Origin of the sequence: Methylophilus sp. Leaf414, from assembly GCF_001425425.1 — a bacterium.
Lineage (GTDB): Bacteria > Pseudomonadota > Gammaproteobacteria > Burkholderiales > Methylophilaceae > Methylophilus.
Genome location: NZ_LMQQ01000005.1, coordinates 1 through 24,151 on the forward strand (window position 1 = coordinate 1; position 24,151 = coordinate 24,151).

Annotated in this window: 24 protein-coding genes, 1 tRNA gene and 1 pseudogene; 14 read left to right on the top strand and 12 right to left on the bottom strand. The window is 48.9% G+C overall.

What is annotated here, in order from left to right:
- Positions 1-270: 270 nt before the first annotated feature.
- From rimP to ASG24_RS12620, 8 genes and pseudogenes are all read left to right on the top strand, one after another.
- On the top strand, positions 271-759 hold the full coding sequence (gene rimP / locus ASG24_RS12585; RefSeq protein ID WP_055829036.1) for a ribosome maturation factor RimP: 489 nt from the start codon (positions 271-273) through the stop codon (positions 757-759).
- Positions 760-798: 39 nt separating this feature from the next.
- Positions 799-2,265: a transcription termination factor NusA gene (nusA, locus tag ASG24_RS12590; protein WP_055829033.1), complete on the top strand. Its 1,467-nt coding sequence runs from the start codon at positions 799-801 to the stop codon at positions 2,263-2,265.
- 140 nt (positions 2,266-2,405) lie between these two features.
- Entirely contained in the window at positions 2,406-5,102 is a 2,697-nt protein-coding gene (gene infB / locus ASG24_RS12595) for a translation initiation factor IF-2 (RefSeq protein ID WP_055872067.1), read from the top strand.
- Positions 5,103-5,228: 126 nt separating this feature from the next.
- Positions 5,229-5,612, top strand: coding sequence for a 30S ribosome-binding factor RbfA (gene rbfA / locus ASG24_RS12600; protein ID WP_055829027.1), 384 nt, complete (start codon positions 5,229-5,231; stop codon positions 5,610-5,612).
- 6 nt (positions 5,613-5,618) lie between these two features.
- Complete coding sequence (gene truB, locus ASG24_RS12605; protein ID WP_055872068.1) at positions 5,619-6,518, top strand: tRNA pseudouridine(55) synthase TruB; 900 nt, start codon at positions 5,619-5,621, stop codon at positions 6,516-6,518.
- A 56-nt stretch (positions 6,519-6,574) separates the two neighbouring features.
- A pseudogene (locus ASG24_RS12610) lies at positions 6,575-7,603 on the top strand (histone deacetylase).
- A gap of 59 nt (positions 7,604-7,662) precedes the next feature.
- Positions 7,663-7,980 carry a hypothetical protein gene (locus ASG24_RS12615; protein WP_055872069.1) on the top strand — a complete coding sequence of 106 codons (318 nt, stop codon included), beginning with the start codon at positions 7,663-7,665 and terminating at the stop codon, positions 7,978-7,980.
- Between the two features lie 113 nt (positions 7,981-8,093).
- On the top strand, positions 8,094-10,142 hold the full coding sequence (locus tag ASG24_RS12620) for a TonB-dependent receptor (protein WP_055872070.1): 2,049 nt from the start codon (positions 8,094-8,096) through the stop codon (positions 10,140-10,142).
- Between the two features lie 58 nt (positions 10,143-10,200).
- On the opposite strand, the gene ASG24_RS12625 is transcribed toward ASG24_RS12620, so the two are convergent.
- Positions 10,201-10,596, bottom strand: a complete 396-nt coding sequence (locus ASG24_RS12625; protein ID WP_055829016.1) for a diacylglycerol kinase — start codon at positions 10,594-10,596, stop codon at positions 10,201-10,203.
- Between the two features lie 76 nt (positions 10,597-10,672).
- On the opposite strand from ASG24_RS12625, the gene ASG24_RS12630 reads away from it, so the two are divergent.
- A complete protein-coding gene (locus ASG24_RS12630) occupies positions 10,673-10,945 on the top strand; it encodes an oxidative damage protection protein (RefSeq protein ID WP_055829014.1) in 273 nt (90 codons plus the stop codon).
- 50 nt (positions 10,946-10,995) lie between these two features.
- On the opposite strand, the gene phoU is transcribed toward ASG24_RS12630, so the two are convergent.
- Positions 10,996-11,700, bottom strand: coding sequence for a phosphate signaling complex protein PhoU (gene phoU, locus ASG24_RS12635; RefSeq protein ID WP_055829012.1), 705 nt, complete (start codon positions 11,698-11,700; stop codon positions 10,996-10,998).
- A gap of 85 nt (positions 11,701-11,785) precedes the next feature.
- Entirely contained in the window at positions 11,786-12,454 is a 669-nt protein-coding gene (gene rpiA, locus ASG24_RS12640) for a ribose-5-phosphate isomerase RpiA (RefSeq protein ID WP_055872071.1), read from the bottom strand.
- A gap of 89 nt (positions 12,455-12,543) precedes the next feature.
- Here rpiA and ilvA point away from each other — a divergent pair, with 89 nt between their 5' ends.
- Both ilvA and ASG24_RS12650 read left to right on the top strand, forming a co-directional pair.
- Positions 12,544-14,055 (top strand): threonine ammonia-lyase, biosynthetic, encoded by a 1,512-nt coding sequence (gene ilvA, locus ASG24_RS12645; protein ID WP_055872072.1) that lies wholly within the window; start codon positions 12,544-12,546, stop codon positions 14,053-14,055.
- Between the two features lie 151 nt (positions 14,056-14,206).
- Positions 14,207-15,325, top strand: coding sequence for a beta-propeller fold lactonase family protein (locus tag ASG24_RS12650; protein WP_055872073.1), 1,119 nt, complete (start codon positions 14,207-14,209; stop codon positions 15,323-15,325).
- Positions 15,326-15,403: 78 nt separating this feature from the next.
- On the opposite strand, the gene ASG24_RS12655 is transcribed toward ASG24_RS12650, so the two are convergent.
- From ASG24_RS12655 to ASG24_RS12660, 3 genes are all read right to left on the bottom strand, one after another.
- Positions 15,404-15,637 (bottom strand): sulfurtransferase TusA family protein, encoded by a 234-nt coding sequence (locus ASG24_RS12655; protein ID WP_055829000.1) that lies wholly within the window; start codon positions 15,635-15,637, stop codon positions 15,404-15,406.
- A gap of 26 nt (positions 15,638-15,663) precedes the next feature.
- Complete coding sequence (locus ASG24_RS14480; RefSeq protein WP_162241169.1) at positions 15,664-15,981, bottom strand: rhodanese-like domain-containing protein; 318 nt, start codon at positions 15,979-15,981, stop codon at positions 15,664-15,666.
- A 41-nt stretch (positions 15,982-16,022) separates the two neighbouring features.
- A tRNA-Phe gene (locus tag ASG24_RS12660) sits at positions 16,023-16,098 on the bottom strand.
- 334 nt (positions 16,099-16,432) lie between these two features.
- Between ASG24_RS12660 and ASG24_RS12665 the strand changes: the two genes are divergently transcribed.
- From ASG24_RS12665 to pnp, 3 genes are all read left to right on the top strand, one after another.
- On the top strand, positions 16,433-17,326 hold the full coding sequence (locus ASG24_RS12665; protein WP_055872074.1) for a PfkB family carbohydrate kinase: 894 nt from the start codon (positions 16,433-16,435) through the stop codon (positions 17,324-17,326).
- A gap of 178 nt (positions 17,327-17,504) precedes the next feature.
- A complete protein-coding gene (rpsO, locus tag ASG24_RS12670; protein ID WP_055828993.1) occupies positions 17,505-17,774 on the top strand; it encodes a 30S ribosomal protein S15 in 270 nt (89 codons plus the stop codon).
- 288 nt (positions 17,775-18,062) lie between these two features.
- Positions 18,063-20,183: a polyribonucleotide nucleotidyltransferase gene (gene pnp / locus ASG24_RS12675; RefSeq protein ID WP_055872075.1), complete on the top strand. Its 2,121-nt coding sequence runs from the start codon at positions 18,063-18,065 to the stop codon at positions 20,181-20,183.
- Between the two features lie 160 nt (positions 20,184-20,343).
- Here the strand turns inward: pnp and ASG24_RS12680 are convergent, their stop codons facing one another.
- Genes ASG24_RS12680 through ASG24_RS12705 form a run of 6 tightly spaced genes read right to left on the bottom strand, consistent with a single transcriptional unit; the run spans position 20,344 to position 24,146 of the window.
- The gene (locus ASG24_RS12680; protein WP_055872076.1) at positions 20,344-20,691 is read right to left on the bottom strand and encodes a GFA family protein; all 348 of its coding nucleotides are present in this window, start codon (positions 20,689-20,691) and stop codon (positions 20,344-20,346) included.
- Positions 20,692-20,704: 13 nt separating this feature from the next.
- The gene (locus ASG24_RS12685) at positions 20,705-21,196 is read right to left on the bottom strand and encodes a GNAT family N-acetyltransferase (RefSeq protein ID WP_055872077.1); all 492 of its coding nucleotides are present in this window, start codon (positions 21,194-21,196) and stop codon (positions 20,705-20,707) included.
- A gap of 27 nt (positions 21,197-21,223) precedes the next feature.
- Positions 21,224-21,562 (bottom strand): tRNA-binding protein, encoded by a 339-nt coding sequence (locus tag ASG24_RS12690; protein ID WP_055872078.1) that lies wholly within the window; start codon positions 21,560-21,562, stop codon positions 21,224-21,226.
- Between the two features lie 17 nt (positions 21,563-21,579).
- The gene (locus ASG24_RS12695) at positions 21,580-22,134 is read right to left on the bottom strand and encodes an isochorismatase family protein (protein WP_055872079.1); all 555 of its coding nucleotides are present in this window, start codon (positions 22,132-22,134) and stop codon (positions 21,580-21,582) included.
- A gap of 1 nt (position 22,135) precedes the next feature.
- Complete coding sequence (locus ASG24_RS12700; protein WP_055872080.1) at positions 22,136-23,473, bottom strand: TolC family outer membrane protein; 1,338 nt, start codon at positions 23,471-23,473, stop codon at positions 22,136-22,138.
- Between the two features lie 16 nt (positions 23,474-23,489).
- Positions 23,490-24,146 carry a protein-L-isoaspartate O-methyltransferase gene (locus ASG24_RS12705; RefSeq protein ID WP_055872081.1) on the bottom strand — a complete coding sequence of 219 codons (657 nt, stop codon included), beginning with the start codon at positions 24,144-24,146 and terminating at the stop codon, positions 23,490-23,492.
- Between the last annotated feature and the right edge of the window lie 5 nt (positions 24,147-24,151).

Here is a 24,151-nt window from a genome sequence, read left to right on the forward strand (position 1 = left end):
CAGGCGTTTAACCGCTAGGCAGGCTGTTGTTGTGAGTCTTCTCCCTCGTTTGCTTGCATCATAAGCATCCAAAACAAGCATGTCATTGACCCATTAGGGCTAATCAAAAAAACGTTGTCTTATGAAGGTCAAAATGCTTCAGGGAAGGCAGTTGCATCAATCAAGTTATGGCTTTAAATTTCAAAGGAATTTTGGTATAATGTTGTGGATTGATGGGCTTTACGCCCATTTTTCGTTTCTGGTCGATATGTTTGGGAATTAAGGCTCGCCATGCAAGATTTGCATTCGGTTGTTGAAAAGACGGTTACCCAGTTGGGGTATGAGTTGGTTGACTTTGAAGTGGCCAGCCGCGGTAAATTGCTGCGTGTGTTTATCGACAAGCTGAACCCTAAAGATACTAAAGACAGCGTTAACATTGATGACTGTGTGCTGGTAAGCAATCAGCTAGGCAATGTGTTAACCGTTGAGCTGGACATTGATTATGACCGGCTGGAAGTTTCTTCCGCTGGCCTGGATCGTGTGTTGCGTAAAGAAAGTGATTTTGTCCGCTTTATCGGCGAGCGCGCACTTGTTAAGTTGCGCATAGGTATTAAAGATGATGGCCCTAAAGCCACGGCAACGACTTTGCCCAGGAAAACCTTTTTAGGTGTACTGCAAGGTGTTGAAGATGGCAAGGTGAAGATTGAGTGCGATGGCTGGCTGTATAGCTTTTCGCTGGATAATTTAGACAAGGCTCGGTTGAGCCCGATTTTTGATTAATTTGTTTTAATTAATCCGTACGGTGCGTTGGAGATTACGATGAGTCGTGAAATATTGTTGTTAGTTGATGCTCTGGCACATGAAAAGAATGTCAGTAAAGAAGTGATTTTTACGGCATTAGAGCTGGCATTGGCTTCTGCAACTAAAAAGAACCATGAAGAAGGGGCAGACATTCGTGTCGAGATTGACCGCGAAAGTGGTGACTACAGTACTTTCAGACGCTGGCAATATGTCGAGTACGACCTGCTCGAAAGTTCAACTTACCAGTTCGACGAGGAAGATCCGCGAGCAGAAGGTCGCCAGATCGGTGACTATTATGAAGAGCCGCTAGAGTCTATTTCTTTTGGCCGTATCGGTGCACAGGCTGCGAAACAAGTGATTTTACAAAAAGTCCGTGAAGCTGAACGTGAGCAAATGATCCAGGACTTTTTAGGCCGTGGCGAAAGCCTGGTCACTGGCGTGATCAAGCGTATGGAAAAAGGGAATGCGATTATTGAAGTAGGTCGCATTGAGTGCCTGTTACCGCGTGAAGCGATGATCCAGAAAGAAAACTTGCGCGTTGGTGATCGCGTACGTGCCTATTTGTCACGCGTAGACCGTGGTGGCCGTGGCCCGCAATTGATTTTGTCGCGTATCGCACCTGATTTCCTTAAACGTTTGTTTGAGCTTGAAGTGCCGGAAATTGAAGAAGGTTTGCTGGAGATTCGTTCAGCAGCGCGTGACCCAGGTTTGCGTTCAAAAATTGCAGTGAAAACCAATGATCAGCGTCTTGACCCGGTAGGTACTTGCGTAGGTATGCGTGGATCACGTGTGCAAGCAGTCACCTCAGAACTCGGGGGCGAGCGTGTGGATATCGTGCTGTGGAGCATGGACCCGGCACAGTTTGTAATCAACGCATTGGCGCCTGCTGAAGTAAGCTCCATCGTGGTAGATGAAGATGCACACAGCATGGATGTTGTTGTAAGCGAAGAGCAATTGGCAGTGGCGATTGGTCGTAATGGTCAAAACGTACGCCTGGCTTCAGAATTAACTGGCTGGAGCTTGAATATCCTGACCGAAGAAGCCGCTGCACAGAAGAACCAGGACGAATACGCAAAAATCAGCCAGTTGTTTATTGAAAAACTGGATGTTGATGAAGAAGTAGCAGACATTCTGGTGCAAGAAGGCTTTAGTACGCTGGAAGAAATTGCGTATGTGCCGATCGCAGAAATGGCAGAAATCGACGCGTTTGATGAAGATACCGTGAATGAATTACGTTCACGTGCGCGCGCTGCTTTGCTGACCGAGGCGATCGCCAAAGAAGAGAAGGTTGAAGAAGACACGCATGATTTGATGACGCTTGAAGGCATGGATGCCGACACTGCGCACAAATTATCTGCAAACAACATTCACTCAAGTGAAGATTTAGCTGAGCTTGCAGTGGATGAACTGGTTGAATTGACCGGAATAGATGATGAACGTGCCAAGTCATTAATTATGACCGCACGCGCGCCTTGGTTTAAATAACCTGGCGTTAAAACAGCCCGGGTTTAAAAGCCCGGTTTGTAACCTGAGTTTAAGTAATTAGCGGTTTCTTGTAACCCGCCAGGCAAGAATCATGCGTACACCTTAAATTAGAATATAGAGTAATCGAACTGGAGCAGTACATGGCACTTTCAACCGTCGCACAATTTGCCGCAGAGCTGGGTCTTCCAACGACCTTGCTCATCGAGCAACTGAAAAGCGCAGGCGTTAATAAAACGTCTGTGGATGATTTTTTGGAAGAAGGTGACAAGACTGCATTGCTGGATTACTTGCGTAAAGAGCATGGCGCAGCCAATGCCCCTAAAAACAAGATCACGCTGATGCGCAAGCAGAATACCGAAATCAAGAAAACTGATAGCTCAGGTAAAGCACGCACCATTCAAGTCGAAGTGCGCAAAAAACGCGTATTAGAGCGTCCTGAGGAGATCGGGTATGAAGCTCCTGCTGAAGCAGCAATTGAAGAGCCTAGCATTGCCGAGCCAGAAGTGCTCGAAGAGGCGCCAGTAATTGTCCCTGAACCAGAAATCGAAGTGCCTGCGGTAGAAGTTGAGCCGGAACCCGAAGTAGAGCCAGTCGCGGAAGTGGCAGAGCCTGCACCTGAAGCAGAAGCGCCGATTGCAGCGCCAGCTAAATCCAAAGCCGCAGTGCTATCTGTGCAAGAGATTGCTTTGCGTGAAAATGAAGCGGCACGGCATGCCAAACTGTTGGCGCTTCAGGCAGAAGATGTACAACGCAAACAGGCATTGACACAACGTCGTGCCGAAGAAGAGGCAAAACGTCAAGCGGATGCTGAAGCGGCCAAAAACAAGCCAGCACCAACAAAACTATCTGAAGGTACGCTGCACAAGCCAGCGAACAAAGTTACTGACAAACCAGCGGAAAGCAAAGATAAAAAGAGCAAGCCTGGTAACCGTGACTGGAACGATAACGAAAACAAAAAACGCGGCATTAAAACCCGCGGTGATGCGCCTGGTGGTGCTTCACAAGGATGGCGCACCCCTAAAGGCAAGCATCACAAGTCAAATAAAGATGACCAGCATGCATTTAATGCACCGACTGAGCCAGTGATCAAAGATGTGATGATTCCTGAGACTATTTCAGTCGCTGACCTGGCACATAAAATGTCAGTCAAAGCAGCTGAGGTGATCAAGGCACTGATGAAAATGGGCATGATGGTTACTATTAACCAGGTGCTGGATCAAGACACTGCCATTATTTTGGTGGAAGAAATGGGGCACAAAGCCCAGGCCGCTGCTGCCAACGATCCTGAGAGTTTTCTCGAAGAAACTGACATGACCGAAGCCGTGATGCAAGCGCGTCCACCGGTCGTCACCGTCATGGGTCACGTTGACCATGGTAAAACATCATTGCTGGATTATATCCGCCGTAGCCGTGTTGCTTCAGGCGAAGCTGGCGGCATTACCCAGCATATTGGTGCTTACCATGTAGAAACACCGCGTGGCATGGTGACATTCCTGGATACTCCAGGCCATGAAGCCTTTACGGCTATGCGTGCGCGTGGTGCCAAGGCTACTGACATTGTCATTCTGGTGGTTTCTGCTGATGATGGTGTCATGCCGCAAACAATTGAAGCGATTCACCATGCAAAAGCAGGTAACGTGCCTATCGTGGTAGCGATCAACAAGATCGATAAACCAGAAGCACAACCAGAACGCGTGAAAAATGAATTGATTACTCATGAAGTGGTGCCGGAAGAATATGGTGGTGAAGCCATGTTCCGTGAAGTATCTGCTAAAACGGGCAAGGGTATTGATGAGTTACTAGAAGCCGTGCTGTTGCAGGCAGAAGTACTTGAGCTGACAGCTCCGCAGAATACACCGGCTACAGGCCTAGTGATTGAAGGCCGTCTGGATAAAGGCCGTGGACCGGTAACTACCGTATTGGTGCAGTCTGGTATCTTGCGTCGCGGCGATATGTTGCTGGCGGGTACTGCTTATGGTCGCGTTCGCGCCATGCTGGATGAAAACGGCAACGATATTAAAGAAGCAGGTCCTTCTATCCCGGTAGAAGTATTGGGTTTATCGGATGTGCCAAGTGCCGGTGAAGAAACCATAGTCCTCAACGACGAACGTAAAGCACGTGAAATTGCCATGTTCCGTCAAGGCAAGTTCCGTGACGTGAAACTGGCTAAACAGCATGCAGCCAAACTGGAAAATATCTTTGAACAAATGGCTGAGGGCGCAGTACAAACCCTTAACCTGATTATCAAGTCAGATGTTCAGGGCTCTTTCGAAGCGTTGACTACAAGCTTGCAAAAGCTGTCCACTAAAGAAGTACGCGTTAATATCATTCACACTGCAGTGGGTGCTATTAGCGAGTCAGATGTTAACCTGGCTGCCGCATCTAAAGCTGTATTGATCGGTTTCAATGTCCGTGCCGATGCTGGTGCGCGAAAACTGGTAGAGACACTTGGTGTCGATTTACGTTACTACAACATCATTTATGAAGCGGTAGACGAAGTCAAAGCGGCCTTGGGCGGTATGTTGCCGCCAGAGCATAAAGAACAAATGATTGGTACTGTGGAAATCCGCGAAGTCTATCGTATCTCCAAAGTGGGTGCTGTGGCTGGTTGTTATGTGCAGGATGGTATGGTTAAACGTAATGCTAAAGTCCGCTTGCTGCGTAACAATGTCATTATTCATACTGGCGAACTTGACTCACTGAAACGTTTCAAAGATGACGTTAAAGAAGTTAAAAACAACTTTGAATGTGGTCTGTCACTGAAGAACTACAACGAGATTGAAGTGGGTGATATTCTGGAAGTGTATGAAGTCGTTGAAGTGGCCCGTACACTTTGACTTTAAAAACCGTCATGATGCGTTGTTGCCATCCAAAAAATGTTCGCTTACATATGCCCAATATGCCGCGCTCCATTTTTTGGCTGACGCCTAGCCTCATTTAGTCTTTTAAAGTCAGGAAAATCAATGGCTAAAGCATTCTCCCGCAATGACCGTGTGTCTGAGCAAATTCGCCGTGAACTGGCGGATTTGCTGATGTTTGAAGTAAAGGATCCGCGCGTGCAAATGGTCACCCTGACCGATGTTGAGGTTGCCGGTGATATGGCGCACGCCAAAGTGTTTTATACCGCAGCAAAAAACAGCAAAGGCCTGCAAGAAGGCCTGGAAAAAGCCGCCGGCTTTTTACGTTCACAGCTGGGTAAACGCATGATGCTACGCACAATGCCACAACTGCATTTTGTGTATGACGAATCGATAGACCGCGGGATGCATATGGATAAGCTGATTGACAAAGCGATCTCCGAGCAAACCCCGGAACAAGCTACACCCGACACTCCCTCGCAAGAATAACTTTCTATGCAAACCAAACGCATCAAACGCGCCGTTCACGGCGTGTTACTGCTTGATAAGCCGCATGGTTATTCATCCAACCAGGCACTGCAAAAAGTTAAATGGCTTTACCAGGCACAAAAGGCCGGACATACCGGCACGCTTGATCCGCTGGCGACAGGCGTGCTGCCTATTTGCCTGGGTGAAGCGACCAAATTTGCCCAGCACCTGACAGATGAAAATAAAACCTACATAGCCACAGTCAAATTTGGCGTCTCTACCACTACGGGTGACAAAGAGGGCGATATTGTGCAGGAGGTCGCGTGCAATGTGCAGCCAGGGGAGGTTGAAGCAGTACTGCCTGCCTTGACGGGTGAGATTACCCAAATCCCTCCCATGTATTCTGCCCTCAAGGTGGATGGCAAACCTTTATATGCTTACGCCAGGGAAGGCGTTGAACTGGAACGCAAGCCACGCCAGGTGACTATTTTCGCCATTCAATTACTGGATTGCCAGGATAATATTGCGAACATTGAAGTCACTTGCAGTAAGGGCACTTATATTCGCACGCTTGCTGAAGATATTGGCAAGGCACTAAATGTGGGTGCACACCTGATTGACCTGCGCAGAACGGCCACAGCGACTTACCAGATCGTGCATACGGTAACGCTAGAGGGTTTGGAAGTTATGACGATGGAAGCGCGCGATGCGCTATTATTGCCGGTGGATACTGCGATTAGCGCCTTACCTAAAATAGCGCTGCATGCAGATGCTGTGTATTATTTTAAGCAGGGGAATCCGGTATGGTTACCGGGAATTATTCCAGATGGCGATGTGCGGGTTTATAGTGAAGCAGGACTGTTTTTAGGCCTCGGTGTACAACTGGCAAACGGAAGAATCGCACCCAAACGCGTCGTAAATTTGTAGCGCTGGGCAGTCGGCTACCAGCTTCTAGTCTCAAATAAAGCTTGAGGAGAGCGGCAATGCATATCCTACGCCATTATTTTATCAGTCTGCTGTTGTTATCCGTTTTGCCCATCGAAGCCCAGTCCACATCGGTGACTGTACTCTATGATGACCGTTTCCTGCTGCATGATACTGGCGCCGGTCACCCGGAAAAGCCAGACCGGCTTGGCTTTATTGCCCAGCATCTCAAACAACATAAAACCATTAGCCGAAAACTGCGTTGGCCGACATTTTCTGCGGCTACACGTGAACATTTACTTTCCGTTCATCAAGCCAGTTATCTTGATTTGCTGGATGCAGAGCTGCAACAACTGACTCCCGCTCGACCTTATCTTACGCTGAGTACTGGCGACACCGTTATCTCGAAAAAATCACTTGAAGTGGCCAAGCTGGCTAGCGGTGCAGCGATGGCCGGCATTGATGCAGTCATGCAACACGATAGTAAAAGCGCTTTTGCGCTGGTCAGGCCGCCTGGTCATCACGCGACCGCTAATCGCGGCATGGGTTTTTGTATTTACAATCACGTGGCGGTGGCGGCGCGTTATGCGCAAAAGAAATATGGTGTGCAGCGAGTGTTGATCGTGGATATCGACGTCCATCACGGCAACGGTACGCAAGACATCTTTGATGAGGATGACAGCGTTTTTTATTTCAGCGCGCACCAGCATCCGCTTTATCCCAGGTCAGGCAGACCAACTGAAAAGGGACATGGCAAAGGGGAAGGCTAGACCATAAATGTGGATGTGCCTGCCGGCAGCGATGAAGCTATCATCTTAAAAGCGCTCAATGCACAACTGGAACCAGCCATGCAACGCTTTCGGCCTGAGCTAATTTTAGTCTCGGCTGGACTAGATGCACATCAGAGTGATCTGCTCGGTGGATTAAGCTACACAGACGCAGGTTATGCAGCGATTGCACAAAAGCTGGTCACACTAGCCAACCAATATGCGCAGGGCAGAACAGTCTGGGTGCTGGAAGGCGGATATATTCCGGAAAACAATGCCAGCGCGGTTGAAGCAATTTTACAAGTACTTATAGACCAATAGACATAATTTTGCAACAAAATTGCATATCAAGTCATATCAGATATGTTAATATATTCAACATGTTAAAGCGGTTTTATACCTATGTGCTCATTTCCGTGCTGTTTGCGTTCACGCAAATTGGCATGGCTGCACATGAAATCAGCCATTTAAACGATCTAAACAACCAATCACAATCTGATCATCAACATACTGGCGGTGAGCCTTGTACCTTATGCCTGGGCTTATCAGTGATTGCCGGTGGCATGCCACCAACGGCCTTTATTTTCCCGGTCATTGCATGTGATAAACCTCATTACATTTTAACCTCGTCAACTGCCGTGCAGTCCTTTACCAAGGTCTATGCTGCACGCGCACCACCCTCTTTTTCTCAGCTTTAATTTCTATTGCTTGCGCCCAGAGCGCACCTGAATCCTTACCTGCTGATTTGGCAACCGCTGCCCGTGCGGTTGGCCCTCATTGCAGGACGATTAATTGTTGAGAAAGAATGATCATGAATATCGCAAAGCACATCGCACGTGCTCCACATTTACAGCTAAACCCTGTGTGGCTGGCATTAACAACCATCTTAGCCTTCCCAGTTTCAACATTGCATGCCGAAGAGCACAGTCATACACTGGACCTGGACAATGTGCCTATTACCGGTAATCCACTGGGTGTAGGCTCGGATGATATGGTCGTGCCTGTGTCTGTACTTGGCGGGCGCGAATTAAGCTTACGCCGCGAAGGCACCTTGGGTGAAACATTGAACGGGATTCCCGGCGTGACCGCCACGCAATTCGGCCCCAATGCCTCGCGCCCGATTATCCGTGGTCTCGATGGCGAGCGCGTTCGTATTATGCAAAACGGTGTGGGTATCCTGGATGCGGGCTCCCTCAGTTTCGATCACGCTGTGGCGATCGATCCCCTCATTATTGAGCAAGTCGATGTGGTGCGCGGACCCGCAGCATTGCTGTATGGCGGCAGCGCAGTCGGTGGTGTGGTCAACGCGATTGATCATCGTATTCCCAAAGAATCCTTAAACGGCATGACCGGACGCGGAGAAGCGCGTTTTGGCGGGCCGGATAATGCGCGTAATGGCGCTGCGGTTGTCGATGTCGGTAACGGTACGTTTGCCATCCATGCCGATGTTTATTCTCGTGAAACCAGTAACCTGGATATTCCCGGTTATGCCGTATCAAAGCGCAAAAGCCTGGCAGATGGAGAGCCGCGCGATAGCAAAGGCAAAGGCAAGTTGAACAATAGCAGCGCTTTATCGAATGGCGGTGCTTTAGGAGCGGCCTGGACATTTGATACCGGCTACCTGGGGGTTTCATATTCCAGCCTGAACAACAATTACGGTGTGGTGAATGAAGATGATGTGCGCATTGATATGGAACAGCAAAGATGGGAGCTGGCAGGTGAGGTCAGGGAGCTGCGTGGCCCTATCCAGAAGTTGAAGTTGCGCATGGCACATACCGATTACCAGCACGTTGAATTAGAGGGTGGCGAAGTAGGCACTACTTTTAAAAACCGTGGTATGGAGGGTAGCCTGGAAGCGACCCACATCCCTTGGGCAAACGTCAATGGCGTCGTCGGTTATCAGTTCCAGAACACCCGTTTCCAGGCGTTGGGTGAAGAGGCATTTGTCCCAAGCGTGGTGACACAAACACAGGCACTCTACGTATACGAAGAGTTGCCGATTGATAGGCATAAAATTACCTTTGGTGGCCGCGTCGGTGAAACCTCGGTGGCTTCCAGTGCTGATGCTGTCTTCACTCAGGCATTTAACAATCGCTTTAATCCCAACAGTTTTGCCTTAGGTGGTTTATATGCCATTGATGACGCATGGAGTGCGACAGCAAACCTGTCCCATAACGAACGTGCACCTAGCTATTTTGAGCTGTATGCAAATGGCGAGCACGTGGCAACTGGGCAGTTTGAAGTGGGTAATGCCAACCTGAATAAAGAAGTTTCAAACGGTATTGATGCGCAATTGAAATGGAAAGCCAACGGTCACAGTGTCACAGTTGGGGCCTATGCCACCCGCTTCAAGAACTTTATCGGCCTCTTCAATACCGGTAATGAAATTGAGACCGAGCCCGGCACCTTTGTGCCGGAAGCTTCCTTCACTGCCGTGCCGGCCATGTTTAAAGGGCTGGAGCTGGAAGGAAAGTTTGCCCTTAACGACGAATGGACGCTCAAGATGCGCGGCGATTTTGTGCACGCCAAAGACACACGCAACAACGAGTATCTTCCGCGCATTTCGCCATTACGCCTAGGCGGCGGACTGGATTACCGGTTAGGTAACTGGAATGCACGCATGGATGTATTGCATGCCTTCAAACAAAATGATGTCGCTGAAAATGAACTGAAAACGGATGGTTATACCAACCTGAGTGCGTTACTGGCTTACAAGCTGCCAGTAAAATATCACATAGAATTATTTGCCAAAGCAAATAACCTGCTTAACGATGAAATCCGCGAGCATGCCTCTTTCCTCAAGGATATTTCTCCGGCAGGCTCACGTTCGGTGTTGATAGGGGCCAGGGCTGATTTCTAAAAGTTAAAGGCAATAAAAAGGGTTGGCAATTGCCAACCCTTTTTATTTAGTTAATCCATTAACCAAACAGGATCAGTCCCCAGACGATACCGAGATTGATCAGTGCCAGTAAAACAGCTGCACTGCCAATATCCTTGGCACGTTTGGCCAGCGCGTGGCGCTCAATCGAGACACGGTCAACCACGGCTTCGACCGCAGAATTCAGTAATTCTACGATCAGAACCAGCATGACGCTGCCTACCATCAGAATGCGGTGCAAAGCTTCAGCTTCCAGGTAAAACGCCAATGGAATCAGCACCAGGGATAACCAGACCTCTTGCCGGAAGGCATCTTCGTGCTGGTAGGCGGCTTTGAATCCATCCATGGAGTAACCGAATGCATTCACCAGGCGACGGATGCCGGTTTTGCCCTTAAACGGGCTTTCTTCATGTGACGGGGAGGGTTTGTTTTGCATGGATTATCTCTAAAAATCTACATCACATTTTAACATGCGCTATGATAACGCTTTTAGCAGTGTAATGAGGGTTAACATGGCAAGAATGGTGCAGTGCGTGAAACTGGGTAAAGAGCTGGAGGGCATGGATTTCCCGCCATATCCTGGTGAGCTGGGTAAAAAGATTTATCTGCATGTTTCTAAAGAAGCATGGGCAGGTTGGCTGAAACAGCAAACCATGCTGGTCAACGAGAACCGCCTGAGCCTGGCCGATGCCAGTGCCAGGAAATATCTCGCTGAGCAAACTGAAAAGTATTTCTTTGGGGATGGTGCGGATGTGGCCACTGGTTATGTTCCACCCAGTGCTTAATTAGCCGGGCATAAAAAAAGCACTCTTCGGAGTGCTTTTTGTTTTAATAATTAAGACATGGTTTCGCGCTTGATGTCTTCCAGGCTGGTATGGCGGATATCTTTACCTTTAACCATATACACCACATATTCAGAGATATTTTTTGCATGGTCCCCGATACGCTCAATCGCTTTTGCCACAAACAGCACTTCGAGTGACATCGAGATTGTGCGTGGATCTTCCAGCATAAAGGTAATCAGCTGACGCATCGCTGCACGGAACTGCTCATCCACCTGCTCGTCCTGCTTGGCGACTTCAACAGTCTGGCTGACATCCAGGCGCGCGAATGAATCCAGTGAAGTACGCAGCATTTCACGCACCAGGCCAACCATGGATTTAATCTCGTTGAAACGAGGTTTGTACATGCGGTCCTGCTCATAAATACGCTGAGCGGTACGGGCAATCTTGGTGGCTTCATCACCAATGCGTTCCAGGTCAGTAATGGTTTTCACCATCATCATAATCATGCGTAAGTCACGTGCCGCAGGCTGGCGGCGGGCAATGATATGGCTACAGTCTTCATCGACTTGCACTTCCAGTGCATTGACGCGTGCATCACGTGCCATCACATCTTTAGCCAGATTAACATCCGCTGTCGTCAGTGATTCCAGCGCATTCACAATTTGCTGTTCGACCAACCCCCCCATTTCCAGAACCTTGGCGCGTACTGATTCCAGTTCAACATCATATTGTTTTGAGGTGTGTTCAAATTGCATGACGTAATTTCCTAATTATTGTGCCCGCTAGGTTATCAGTACAATATGACAACTTTATGATAGTGATTGGCGGGGGTTGTTTCAATTATTTGGTCAGGGTTTTAACACCATTTGGCGTCGCCAGCAGCAAAACGTTTGCAGGACGTGCCGCGAACAGACCGTTAGTAACTACACCCACAATTTGATTGATTCTGGTTTCCAGTTCGATTGGATCGCTGATCGTCAGGCCGTGCACATCAAGAATGATGTTGCCATTGTCGGTCGTGAAGTCACGCAATTTTGGCTGACCACCGAGTTTGACCAATTCACGCGCTACCTGGCTACGCGCCATAGGCAGCACTTCAACTGGCAACGGGAATTTACCCAGCACGGGTACAAATTTGCTTTCATCGCAGATACAGATAAAGGATTTAGCCACAGCTGCCACGATTTTTTCACGGGTCAGCGCACCGCCACCACCTTTAAGCATATGCAAATGCTCGGTAATTTCATCCGCGCCATCCACATAAATATCCAGGCTGTCGACACTGTTTAAATCGAATACTTCAATGCCATGGTCGCGCAAACGTTTGGCCGTCGCTTCCGAGCTGGCGACAGCCCCTTCGATTTTGTGTTTAACTTTGGCTAATTCATCAATGAAAAAGTTGGCGGTTGAACCTGTACCCACGCCGATAATGCCATCTTTTACATAGGTAATTGCTGCTTTAGCTACTTCCAGTTTAAGTGCGTCTTGTTGTGCTTTATCCAATGCCATCTGCTTCAATCCTTGATTAATTCTTTATAATACAAACAATTCCCTATCATACACTGCAACCTTGCGGTTTTAAAACCTTAAAGCATTTGATGACCACCGACTACCGCGAAAAAATCGAACACTCCCAAGTCTATGCCGTGGCCCGCCACACGCCGCTGGATATCATGCCAAACCTGTCTGTAAGACTTAGAAATCAGGTCTTGCTCAAGCGTGAGGATATGCAGCCGGTATTCTCATTCAAATTGCGCGGCGCCTATAACAAAATGGCCAATCTGCCGCAGGAATCGCTCGCTCGCGGTGTGATTTGCGCGAGTGCCGGTAACCATGCACAAGGCGTCGCCCTGAGCGCGCAAAAACTGGGCTGTCGTGCCGTGATTGTGATGCCGACCACAACTCCAGCAATCAAGATCAATGCGGTACGGGCGCGTGGTGCCGAGGTAGTGTTGTTTGGCGATAGCTATTCTGACGCGTATGCGCATGCGCTCGAAGTTGAAAAAAGCGAAGGTCTGACTTTTGTACACCCATACGATGACCCGGATGTGATTGCCGGGCAAGGCACGATTGCCATGGAAGTTTTGAAGGACCATCCTGAACCTATCGAGGCGATTTTCTGTTGCGTGGGTGGTGGCGGTTTGCTGGCGGGTATTGCCGCCTATGTCAAAGCATTGCGGCCTGAAATCAAGGTCATCGGGGTGGAAGCGCAAGATGCCGAAGCCATGACCGAATCGCTCAAAACTGGCCAGCGCATCATGCTGGAGCAGGTCGGCTTGTTTGCCGATGGCGCCGCCGTAAAGCAGGTTGGAGAGCATACCTTTGCACTGGTGCAGCAATATGTCGATGAGATGATTGTGGTCGATAACGATGAGATCTGTGCCGCGATCAAAGACGTGTTTGAAGACACGCGCAGTATTTTGGAGCCCGCTGGCGCACTGGCCGTAGCGGGATTGAAAGCCTATGCTGAACGACATCAACTGCAAGGCAAAAGCCTGGTAGCCGTTGCTTCCGGCGCCAATATGAACTTTGACCGCCTCCGGTTTATTGCCGAGCGGGCCGAGTTGGGTGAGCACCGCGAAGCGGTGTTTGCAGTGACGATTCCCGAAACACCTGGTGCTTTTAAATCCTTCTGCCGCTTGCTGGGCAACCGCAATATTACTGAATTCAATTACCGTTATTCCGACGCAAAAAATGCGCATATTTTTGTTGGGGTGTCGGTGCAAAATCCGAATGAACCAGCTGAAATTATCCGCGCGCTGGATGCTGCAGGCCTGAAAGCTTTGGACCTGACTGGCAATGAAATGGCCAAATTGCATCTGCGCCACCTGGTCGGCGGACATGCGCCACAGGCGCGCAACGAAGTTGTTTACCGGTTTGAGTTTCCGGAAAAACCCGGCGCATTGATGAACTTTCTTGAATCTATGGGTCACAATTGGAACATCAGCTTGTTTCACTACCGCAATCATGGCGCCGACTTCGGCCGTGTGCTGGTCGGCATGCAGGTGCCACAGGAAGACAAAGCGGCTTTCGAGCAATTTCTGAAGCAGCTTGGTTATCCCTACTGGGATGAAAGTAACAATCCTGCTTATCAGTTATTCCTGGGCTAAATATTTTTGGTCTTTATCAGCCAATGTGGTGGTTTATATCAACCATTTCATATTGGCTTTAGATCGAAATTGGCGGTATGCAAGCCTTGCTAGCTGAGAATGAATTTTGCTGGTGTCATTAAACTTAAATAATAATCAGGAGATAGATTGCATGTTGAATTCACCTTTAGCGCGTCGCGCGCGTACCAGTTTGCTTTTGCTGGCATTGGTCGCCACTGTGGCTGCCTGTAACAAACCGGAAGAGCCTGCTGCTGAAGCTGTAGCGCCGGCCTCTGATAATCTGAGCGCCGGCCCGGTAGCTTATGTATCTACGCAAGATGCTGGTGTAGACGTGATTGACCTGGTGACCATGCAAGTGTCCAAACAGTTGAACGTCAAAGCTGAAGGTCCGCGCGGTTTGGCGGTGACTGACGACGGCAAGAAGCTGATTGTCGCCACTAAAGATAACGAAAGCATCTCTGTGATTGATACTGCGACCGGTGAAGTGTTGCAGCAAATCAATGTGGGCAAGAATCCTGAGTTCGTACGCGTGAGTGGCAACTATGCTTTCGTGTCTTCAGAACCTAGCGCTAAAGGCGGGCCTCCACCAAAAGCGGGTGAAGAAGACGATGACGATGATGACGAAGAAAAAATCCCGGCAAAAATCGCTGTGGTTGATTTAACCAAAGGTGAAAAAGTACGCGAAATCACTGGCGGCCCGGAAACTGAAGGGATTGAATTTTCAGCCGATGGCAAGCAACTGGTCATCACCAACGAGGCTGACAATACTGTCACCGTACACAACATCGAAACCGGCGAATTGATCAAAACCGTGCAGACGCATAGCCATGGTGATCGCCCTCGCGGCATCAAGGTTTCGCCAGACGGAAATACCTACCTGGCAACGCTGGAGTTCGGTAATAAATTCCTGGTGCTGGATAAAGAGTTTAATGTGGTACGTACAGTAGACACTGCCGAAACACCGTATGGGATTGCCTATGATGCGAAAGGCGACCGCATTTTTGTTGCGACAAACAAAGCTAAATTGCTGCAAGTGTTTGATGCCAAAACTTTTGAGAAAATCAAAGAAGTACCTACCGGTAACCGTTGCTGGCATTTCAGCTTTACGCCAAATAACAAAGACATTCTGTTGGCGTGCGGTAAATCTGATGCAGTGCTCGTGATTGATGCAGAAAAACTTGAAGTCACCAAGCAGATCGCTGTTAAAAATATGCCTTGGGGCGTAGTGACCTATCCGAAAGCCATGGGTAGCCTGGAAAACGCGAAGTAATCGCTAACTCCGGAAACAAAAAAAGCCCGCAAAATGCGGGCTTTTTTATTCATTTATTTTTATAGATTCTGACAGCAGTTATGCAGTGCGTTTTTTAATCCAGAAAGTAAAAATGCCATCACTCTCTTGCAATTCAAGTAAGGTGTGGCCGGTCTGGCGGCAAAACGCATCGAAATCTTTTTTTGAGCCAGGGTCAGTCGCCATGATCTTAAGCACTTGCGCCGGGGCTAAATCATTCAAGGCCTTTTTACAGCGCAAAATAGGCAAAGGGCAATTCAAGTTACGTGCATCCACTTCTTTATCGCTTACCATTTGAATGTCCTGGAATGAATATTTAACTACGCAGGTTCAATCGGCAAGCCTGCGCCTGCCCATGCCAATATGCCACCCGCGAGGTGAGAAACGTCAGCACAGCCTTGCGCAAGCGCGAATTCACCTGCAGATACCGAGCGTACGCCACTGCGGCAATAAAACACCAGTTTTTTATCTTGCGGCAGTTGACTAAACGCGGTGGCCAGATTGCCCAAAGGTACATGTAGTGCACCAGGCAATATGCCGGAGACCAGCTCGTGATCATTGCGGATATCAATCAGCAATACCGAAGGGTCATTCAATAAGGGGTGTAAATCATCCGGTGTTAAGTGTTTTAATGACATCAACAAACCCAGGAGTAATATGCCGGGAGGCATGGAAGAAGTGGTGGCCAGAGGCAGAATCGAACTGCCGACACGAGGATTTTCAATCCTCTGCTCTACCGACTGAGCTATCTGGCCAACAACAATTCAGGTCGCCCCGAATTGCAAGAGGCGCATTATAGCAAAGTTATTCGCGTATGCACACAAAAGATAAAAAAATTACTGACATGCCTGTCATGCTTTTGCTGTGCCCGGTTTTAAAGCGATAGCAGGGTTTGTTTAGAAGTATGCAATCTATTGAAATCCTCCTGGTCTCAGCTTCTTCCATCTAAACAACAAATGATGAATTATTCAGTGCAACAATGGATTGTGATTGCGGTCACACCTTTTAACAGAGTGCTTTTGAGGTATTTTTTAAGGTTGCTTCATCTCAGCAGTCTTAAGTTGGTCCAATAAAAAACAGGATAAATGTATGTCAAATTCAGTCATGATTTTAGGTGAAGTATTGGGAGATGTTTTTCCCGAGCAAACCATTATCGGCGGCGCGCCTTACAATGTAGCCCGGCACTGTCATGCCTTCGGGCTGGATGTGCATCTCTTAACCGCAGTAGGTAAGGATGCTCTGGGTCAACGTATATTAGATGAAATGCACCGTAAGGGCTTGTCTACCAAAGGCGTACAGCAGCATGCCGCATTGCCAACCGGGCAGGTGCACGTACATTTTGAGCCACACGGGCATCGCTTCGAAATCCTGGATAATCAGGCTTATGATGCTCTGGATTGGCTGCCGGTAGAGGCATTAACCCAGCAATACACACCCCAGCTGATTTATTTTGGCACCCTGGCACTCAGGCACGCGCCTATGCAGGGCGTGGCGGAACAATGGTTAAAGCTCTGTGATAGCGCCATGGTGTTTTGCGATATTAATCTGCGTGAGCCCTGGTACGACAAAACCAACGTAGCGTTAGCCTTGCAGGCGGCGGATGTCCTGAAGATTAATCATGAAGAATTGCCAGAAGTATCCAGATTGCTAGGGTTGCCGCAAGCGCCTGACCTGGATGCACAAGCCAGGCAGTTGCTGAACACATTTGGGCTAAGTGAAATGTTTGTCACTTGTGGCGAGCAGGGCAGTTTTTGGCTGGATGGAAATGGTAGCAGTTTCCGAGAGGCGCCAGTGCCATTAAAAACAGCATTCGTCGATAGCGTGGGTGCAGGAGATGCTTACACTGCCATTGTGATACGTGGCCTGCTAGCCGATATGCCTAGGCAAACCATGCTTGCGGATGCGGCCAAATTTGCCGCCGCTATTTGTGGTATCCGTGGTGCAGTGCCTGAAAGCGCAGCGTTTTATAAAGATTTTGCTTAGTAACATCAGTACCAAACGCCTAAAAAATTAGCAAAAACAGAAACTTACTTAAACAAATTTCTTTGCAAGGTGAGTCTTTGTCTCTATAATGCTCGGTTCGAGTAAATTGAATGTCGACGCGGTAAGGCAAATAGGTTGTCTGGCTGCAGCGATATTGACGCTAATTAGGAAAATAAAGATGGCTGTTACCGCAGAACAATCCGCAAAGATTATTAAAGAATTCCAACGCAGTCCAGGCGACACGGCTAGCCCAGAAGTACAAGTTGCTTTGTTGACTAACCGTATCACATACCTGACTGAGCATTTCAAAGCTAACAAAAAAGACAACCACTCACGTCGTGGTCTGCTGGCAATGGTTAGCCAACGTCGTAGCCTGTTAGATTACCTGAAAGGTAAAGACGTTAGTCGTTATCAGACATTGATTGAGCGTCTGAACCTGCGTAAATAATTTGGTTAAAGTGACGAAAATTACAGCTCACTTTTAACGAAATAAAAGCCGATGGCATGGTGCTTGCCTCGGCTTTTTTGTTTTTAAAATCCCTGGAATGTTCGAAATAATCAGGGATAAAAATCACCACTGGGGTGGCTTCTGTGGGTATGTTTTGTTTATTAAAACAAAAGCGCACTGACAGAAGTCACCGCATATCGCGAAACGCGGAATAAATACTTATTCCAAGTTTCTATTGTTGAGATTGGCTATTAGGTAGTGAATAGCCATGGTAGAAAAGGAAAACTAATGTTTGAAATTACTAAAAAAAGCATCCAGTTTGGTGCGCACACCCTGACAATTGAGACAGGTGAAGTGGCACGCCAGGCGGATGGCGCCGTGATGGTGAGCTACGGAGATACTGTGGTACTGGTTGCAGCTACTGCGAAAACAACAGTCAAAGAGGGCCAGGACTTTTTTCCTCTGACTGTGGATTACCAGGAAAAAACCTATGCAGCAGGCCGCATCCCGGGTGGATACTTCAAACGTGAAGGCCGCCCTTCTGAAAAAGAAACATTGACCGCGCGTCTGATCGACCGCCCTATGCGTCCTTTATTCCCTGACGCCTTCTACAATGAAGTGCAAATCGTAGCCACCGTATTGTCTTACGATCCTGAAATCGATGCTGACATTCCAGCCATGATTGGTGCTTCAGCTGCGATCGCATTGTCAGGTATCCCATTCTACGGCCCTATGGGTGCTGCTCGCGTGGGTTACATTAACGGCGAATACGTTTTAAACCCAACCGCTTCACAACTGACCGAGTCAGCACTGGACCTGGTAGTGGCTGCGACTGAAACTGCTGTAATGATGGTTGAATCCGAAGCTAAAGAGTTGCCGGAAGACGTCATGCTAGGCGCCGTGGTTTACGGTCACGAGCAAATGCAATCTGTGATTAAAATCATTAACGAACTGGCTAACGAAGCTGGTAAAGATGCCTGGGACTGGACAGTACCAGAACCAGACACTGCATTGATCGAAAAAATCTCGTCAATTGCTGCTGATGACATCAATGCGGCATTCAAAATCAAATCCAAAGGCGAGCGTTCTGCCAAGCTGGATGAAGTGAAATCCCGCGTGATGAGCACTTTAATCACCGAAGAAACCTCTACGCTTGAAGCCAACAAGATTAAAGACGAATTCTTCAAGCTGGAAGCGAAAACCGTTCGTAGCCAGATCCTGAATGGCGAGCCACGTATTGATGGCCGTGACACCCGCACCGTGCGTCCTATCGTGATCCGCTCCGGTGTATTGCCACGCACGCACGGTTCTGCCCTGTTTACCCGTGGTGAAACACAAGCGCTGGTAGCAACTACTTTGGGTACCGGTAAAGATGAGCAAACCATTGATGCCTTGGGTGGCGAGTACTACGACAGCTTCATGCTGCACTACAACATGCCTCCGTTCGCCACTGGTGAAACTGGCCGTGTAGGTACGCCAAAACGCCGCGAAATCGGCCATGGCAACCTGGCTAAGCGCGCATTGAAAGCAGTATTGCCAGCCAAAGGTGATTTTGATTACACCATCCGTGTCGTTTCTGAGATCACTGAATCTAACGGATCCAGCTCTATGGCTTCTGTCTGTGGCGGTTGCTTGTCCATGCTGGACGCTGGCGTGCCACTGACTGCGCATGTTGCCGGTGTGGCGATGGGCCTGATTAAAGAAGGCAACCGCGTCGCGGTGCTGACTGACATTCTGGGTGACGAGGATCACCTGGGTGATATGGACTTTAAAGTAGCAGGTACCGATAAAGGGATTACTGCACTGCAAATGGACATCAAAATCACCGGCATCACAGCACAGATCATGCAAGTAGCCCTGGCACAGGCCAAAGAAGGCCGCGCGCATATCCTGGGCCTGATGAAAGAGGCTGTGTCTGGTGTAAACACCGAAATGTCACAATTTGCGCCACGTATCATCTCTATGAAAATCAATCCGGACAAAATCCGTGACGTGATTGGTAAAGGTGGTTCCGTGATCCAGGCGCTGACTAAAGAAACCAACACCAGCATCGATATCGAAGAAGATGGTACCGTGAAAATCGCCTGCACCAGTGCAGAAGAAGGTGCTGAAGCGCAACGTCGTATTGCTGCGATTACCGCTGAAGTCGAAATTGGCCAGGTTTACGAAGGCCCAGTGGTCAAGATCCTTGATTTCGGTGCTGTGGTGACATTGTTGCCAGGTAAAGATGGCCTGGTACATATTTCACAAATTGCCCACGAGCGTGTGAAAGCAGTAGGTGATTACCTCAAAGAAGGCGACATCGTGAAAGTGAAAGTGGTTGAGTTAGATGACAAAGGTAAAGTTCGCTTAAGCATCAAAGCCTTGATCGACCCTCCTGCAAGAGAAGAAGCACCAGCTGCTGAGTAATTAGCAGTGAAGTAAAAAGCCCGCGCAAGCGGGCTTTTTTATTGAGTTTACAAGCTTGCGCAATCACGCTGATATCCTGAGCAGATAAGTCGCAAACTGTTGAAGATCGTAATCACACATGCAAAGAAATTTCAGGGCCATTCCTTCTGGGAGCACTTTGTTAAGCGGAACGACCATCGTAATGTTGCACAGGGATACTGCCCAGATCGATATCCTCAATGCAGCGGATATTGATAGCAGCCATGGCATTGCCTTTCGCATCCATCCCCTGACCATAAGGGTGAATGCCGCATATAGGACAGAAATGATGTTTGATGACGTGTTTATTGAATGTGTAAGTGCTGATAGCGGACTCAGGAGTCAGCAACTTTAATTCTGTGAAGGGTACAAACCAGAGCAAAGACCCCTTACGCTGACAAAAGGAACAGTTACAGGCTAACGCGCCGGTGATTTCACCTTGCACCTCAAATGCAATATTGCCGCAATGGCAGCTGCCTTTATAGGTCATGACCTTTCTCCTTTCATCGTTCTGATAGCCATTTGTACATCACCAGTGCATCGACATAGCCTTTGCTTGGATGTCTGAATGCTTTTGGCAACCTGCCTACTGTTTCAAATCCCAGTTTGGTCCATAAGCGCACAGCACCTTCATTACTGGAGGCAACAAAGTTGAACTGCATGGCCTGGTAACCCAATGATTTTGCCAATTGCTGCGAGTGCTCGCACATGGTTGTCGCAAGACCTAAACCACGCGCAGCGGATGACACCATATAACCGCAATTGCAGACATGATCACCGCCACCAGGCTGGTTGGTTTTGATGTAATAGCTACCTAATATCTGCCCGTTTTCTTCTGCGACAAAGGTTTTTCGTGGCGTCTCCATCCATAATGTAATCGCCTGTTCCCGGGTTGTGTCACGCGGGTAGGCATAGGTTTCACCAGCAGAAACGATCTCATGGAAAAATGGCCAGATCTGCTCAAAGTCTGCCAGAGTTGCTTCACGGATATGCATCGATGACTTTCTTCTGTAAGTCTTGTGTTACAGCAATTTGCTACCTAAAGGCACTTCATGTTCCGGCATGCACAATGTGACATTGCCTTCCGCATCGTGAAAGCCAGTGACCAGGCATTCAGATATAAAAGGCCCAATTTGTTTAAGGGGGAAATTGACCACCGCGACGACCAGTTTTCCTACCAGTACTTCCGGGGTGTAGTGCGCTGTGATTTGGGCACTGGATTTGCGGATACCAATCTCAGCACCAAAATCGATTTGTAACTTATAGGCGGGTTTACGCGCTTCGGGAAATATCTCTGCAGAAAGTACGCGTCCCACGCGTAACTCTACTTTGGTGAAGTCACTCCATTCGATTTGATTCATTTTTGCAGTAAGTCTAGTTAGCGAATCAGCCCAGAGATCGCTTTGAACTGCGGATGCGTTGCACCTTGCATAGGCTCGAATAACACTGATTCTGTATTGGTAATGATGCAGCCTGCTGCCTGTAATCTCGCCAACGCATTTAAACGATGGGCTTCATTGCGTGAGATCACTGCGTCTTCAACCACAAATACCTGCTTGCCGGAAGCCAGTGCATCTAATGCGGTTTGCAATACACAGATGTGGGCTTCCAAGCCAAACAGTACAACTTGTGGTGCGACGCTGACGGAAGACTCCTGCAAGGCTGCTTCATGCCAGGCGGAGAAAGCCAGCTTGCCGAAACGTGGTGTGTACTCTGGTAACAGAGCCTGCAATTCCGGCAGCGTTTCGCCCAGTTTTTCAGGATACTGCTCAGTCACCCATAGGGGAATATTGAGGAATTGTGCGCCCTGGATCAGGCGCTGAATGTTATTCACCACGGCGGACATGGCGTCTTTTTGCATGGCTGCACATAAGCGTGTTTGCACATCGACCAGCATCCAGACGGCGTCCGTGCTTGCTATGATGGTATTCATACTATTTCCTTGCCAGTTGCTGGTCTATATCCTGCAAATCCGCTTCCGATACAATGCCACTGGCGGTTTTGAGGCGGATAATATTGACCAGATAGTTGTAGCGCGCCTGCAATAAGTCACGGTTGGCGCTGAAATATTGCTGTTGTGCGTTGAGCACATCTACGCTGGTGCGTATACCGACTTCGTAACCTAGCTGGGTGGAGTCCATCTGGCTCTGGCTACTTTTGAGCGCCTGCTCCAGCGCTTTCACCTGGGCGATGCTGGTATTCAGGTTCAAATAGGCGCGCTGGGTTTCCAGTGTGGTCTGGCGCAATGCATTCTGCAAGTCATCCAGTGCTTTTTGCCGGTTAAAAGCGGCCTGTCGCACGCGGGAGGTAACGGCGCCACCCTGGTATAGCGGCATGGAGACTTCCACACCAATACTGGCGCTTTTCAGGTCGCCGCCAAACCCGTACTGGCCGCCATTGCTGTAACTATCCTGGTAGCTTGCAACCGCATCCACTGCCGGGTAATGTCCGGCACGCGCAATTTCAATGTCTTTTTCACTGACCTGCACGGTTTCCTGCTGGATCTGGATATTGAGGTTGCTGGCATTAGTGACATCCTGCCACTCCTGCATGGCTTTCAGATTGGGTGTGACCTGTATATCTTCGCGAACGCTGACGAGTTGCTCTGGCAGTTTGCCTGTGATCGCCTGCAGGCTGCGTCTGGCAATTTCCATGTCATTTAGTGCAGAAAGTTCTTGCGCGGCAATCAGGTCATAACGCGCCTGCGCTTCATTGACATCGGTCACGGTGGCGGTACCTACTTCAAAATTCGCATTTGCCTGTTGCAACTGGCGTTGAATGGCTTTTTTCTGCGCTTCGATCAAGGTGATGCGATCTTGCGCAAGCAACATATCAAAGTAAGCCTGCGTAGTGCGCAACATCAGCCCTTGCTGGGCAAGGTGATATTGCTTGTCTGCAATGCTGACCTGCACTTTGCTCTGGTCTATGCGTTCCAGGTTTTCTTTGCGAAAGATTGGTTGCCTCGCTTGCAGCTGGGCCTGGTAGCCTTCAAAGTTATTGCGTCCGCCGGGGAAAGGCGCCGGACTACCGATAATCTTTAAATCGGTACGGTTGGCATTGGCGCCTGCCAGAAAATTAACCGAAGGCCGATAGCCGGCCTTGGCTTGTTCTATGATTTCCTGCGCGGCCTGATTCGCACTCCCAGCAGAAGCGAGCACCGGGTCATTGGCTTTGGCTTCCTGATACACGTCCATCAAGCTTTGTGACGCTGCCAGAATGGCTTGCGGTATGCACAAGGCGGTCAGTAGCAAAACCCGTGACAAGATATTCATAGAGCGTTAATGTAGCTTAGAAAGAGAATGCTTGTGCTTGCGGTGCGTTCTGCATTTCAGTCAGGCTGGTCTCAAACAGCACGTCCTGTTTGTAGCTGTGCTCTGCCAGGCGCTGGATCAAGGTTGCCTGCATGACCGGGGCTTTACCAAGCACAATCAACATGCGACCACCTATGCTCAGCTGGCGACGGACGCCTTCAGCCTCTACCGGGCTTGAGGCAGTGAACACAATCGCGTCAAACGGCGCATTGGATTCCAATCCGCTATGACCATCAGCTTCTATCACCTGCACATTCTGGATGCCTTGTTTGCTCAGGTTCTGGCTGGCTAATTCACACAAGTCAGGGAATATCTCAAGCGCGGTCACTTGCGCAGCGTGTTGAGCCATCAAGGCTGCCAAATAGCCACTGCCAGCGCCTATCAGTAATACTTTGTCCGTCGCCTGCAATTGCAAAGCCTGTAAAAAACGGCCTTCCACTTTAGGGCTCAGCATTTGCTGATCATGCGCCAAGGGAATCTCAATGTCGGCAAAGGCCAGCCCACGATAAGCATCCGGGACAAATTTTTCACGCGGGATACTGTTGAGTGTTGCCAGTACTTTAGGGTCCAGCACCTCCCAGGTGCGGATCTGTTGCTCAATCATGTTAAAACGTGCGGTTGCCTGGTCTGTCATGGTCT

What these genes read in the sequence shown, in the direction of transcription:
- rimP (WP_055829036.1), top strand. Translation starts at nt 271, where the DNA reads ATGCAAGATTTGCATTCGGTTGTTGAAAAGACGGTTACCCAGTTGGGG.
- nusA (WP_055829033.1), top strand. Translation starts at nt 799, where the DNA reads ATGAGTCGTGAAATATTGTTGTTAGTTGATGCTCTGGCACATGAAAAG.
- infB (WP_055872067.1), top strand. Translation starts at nt 2,406, where the DNA reads ATGGCACTTTCAACCGTCGCACAATTTGCCGCAGAGCTGGGTCTTCCA.
- rbfA (WP_055829027.1), top strand. Translation starts at nt 5,229, where the DNA reads ATGGCTAAAGCATTCTCCCGCAATGACCGTGTGTCTGAGCAAATTCGC.
- truB (WP_055872068.1), top strand. Translation starts at nt 5,619, where the DNA reads ATGCAAACCAAACGCATCAAACGCGCCGTTCACGGCGTGTTACTGCTT.
- ASG24_RS12615 (WP_055872069.1), top strand. Translation starts at nt 7,663, where the DNA reads ATGTTAAAGCGGTTTTATACCTATGTGCTCATTTCCGTGCTGTTTGCG.
- ASG24_RS12620 (WP_055872070.1), top strand. Translation starts at nt 8,094, where the DNA reads ATGAATATCGCAAAGCACATCGCACGTGCTCCACATTTACAGCTAAAC.
- ASG24_RS12625 (WP_055829016.1), bottom strand. Translation starts at nt 10,596, where the DNA reads ATGCAAAACAAACCCTCCCCGTCACATGAAGAAAGCCCGTTTAAGGGC.
- ASG24_RS12630 (WP_055829014.1), top strand. Translation starts at nt 10,673, where the DNA reads ATGGCAAGAATGGTGCAGTGCGTGAAACTGGGTAAAGAGCTGGAGGGC.
- phoU (WP_055829012.1), bottom strand. Translation starts at nt 11,700, where the DNA reads ATGCAATTTGAACACACCTCAAAACAATATGATGTTGAACTGGAATCA.
- rpiA (WP_055872071.1), bottom strand. Translation starts at nt 12,454, where the DNA reads ATGGCATTGGATAAAGCACAACAAGACGCACTTAAACTGGAAGTAGCT.
- ilvA (WP_055872072.1), top strand. Translation starts at nt 12,544, where the DNA reads ATGACCACCGACTACCGCGAAAAAATCGAACACTCCCAAGTCTATGCC.
- ASG24_RS12650 (WP_055872073.1), top strand. Translation starts at nt 14,207, where the DNA reads ATGTTGAATTCACCTTTAGCGCGTCGCGCGCGTACCAGTTTGCTTTTG.
- ASG24_RS12655 (WP_055829000.1), bottom strand. Translation starts at nt 15,637, where the DNA reads ATGGTAAGCGATAAAGAAGTGGATGCACGTAACTTGAATTGCCCTTTG.
- ASG24_RS14480 (WP_162241169.1), bottom strand. Translation starts at nt 15,981, where the DNA reads ATGTCATTAAAACACTTAACACCGGATGATTTACACCCCTTATTGAAT.
- ASG24_RS12665 (WP_055872074.1), top strand. Translation starts at nt 16,433, where the DNA reads ATGTCAAATTCAGTCATGATTTTAGGTGAAGTATTGGGAGATGTTTTT.
- rpsO (WP_055828993.1), top strand. Translation starts at nt 17,505, where the DNA reads ATGGCTGTTACCGCAGAACAATCCGCAAAGATTATTAAAGAATTCCAA.
- pnp (WP_055872075.1), top strand. Translation starts at nt 18,063, where the DNA reads ATGTTTGAAATTACTAAAAAAAGCATCCAGTTTGGTGCGCACACCCTG.
- ASG24_RS12680 (WP_055872076.1), bottom strand. Translation starts at nt 20,691, where the DNA reads ATGACCTATAAAGGCAGCTGCCATTGCGGCAATATTGCATTTGAGGTG.
- ASG24_RS12685 (WP_055872077.1), bottom strand. Translation starts at nt 21,196, where the DNA reads ATGCATATCCGTGAAGCAACTCTGGCAGACTTTGAGCAGATCTGGCCA.
- ASG24_RS12690 (WP_055872078.1), bottom strand. Translation starts at nt 21,562, where the DNA reads ATGAATCAAATCGAATGGAGTGACTTCACCAAAGTAGAGTTACGCGTG.
- ASG24_RS12695 (WP_055872079.1), bottom strand. Translation starts at nt 22,134, where the DNA reads ATGAATACCATCATAGCAAGCACGGACGCCGTCTGGATGCTGGTCGAT.
- ASG24_RS12700 (WP_055872080.1), bottom strand. Translation starts at nt 23,473, where the DNA reads ATGAATATCTTGTCACGGGTTTTGCTACTGACCGCCTTGTGCATACCG.
- ASG24_RS12705 (WP_055872081.1), bottom strand. Translation starts at nt 24,146, where the DNA reads ATGACAGACCAGGCAACCGCACGTTTTAACATGATTGAGCAACAGATC.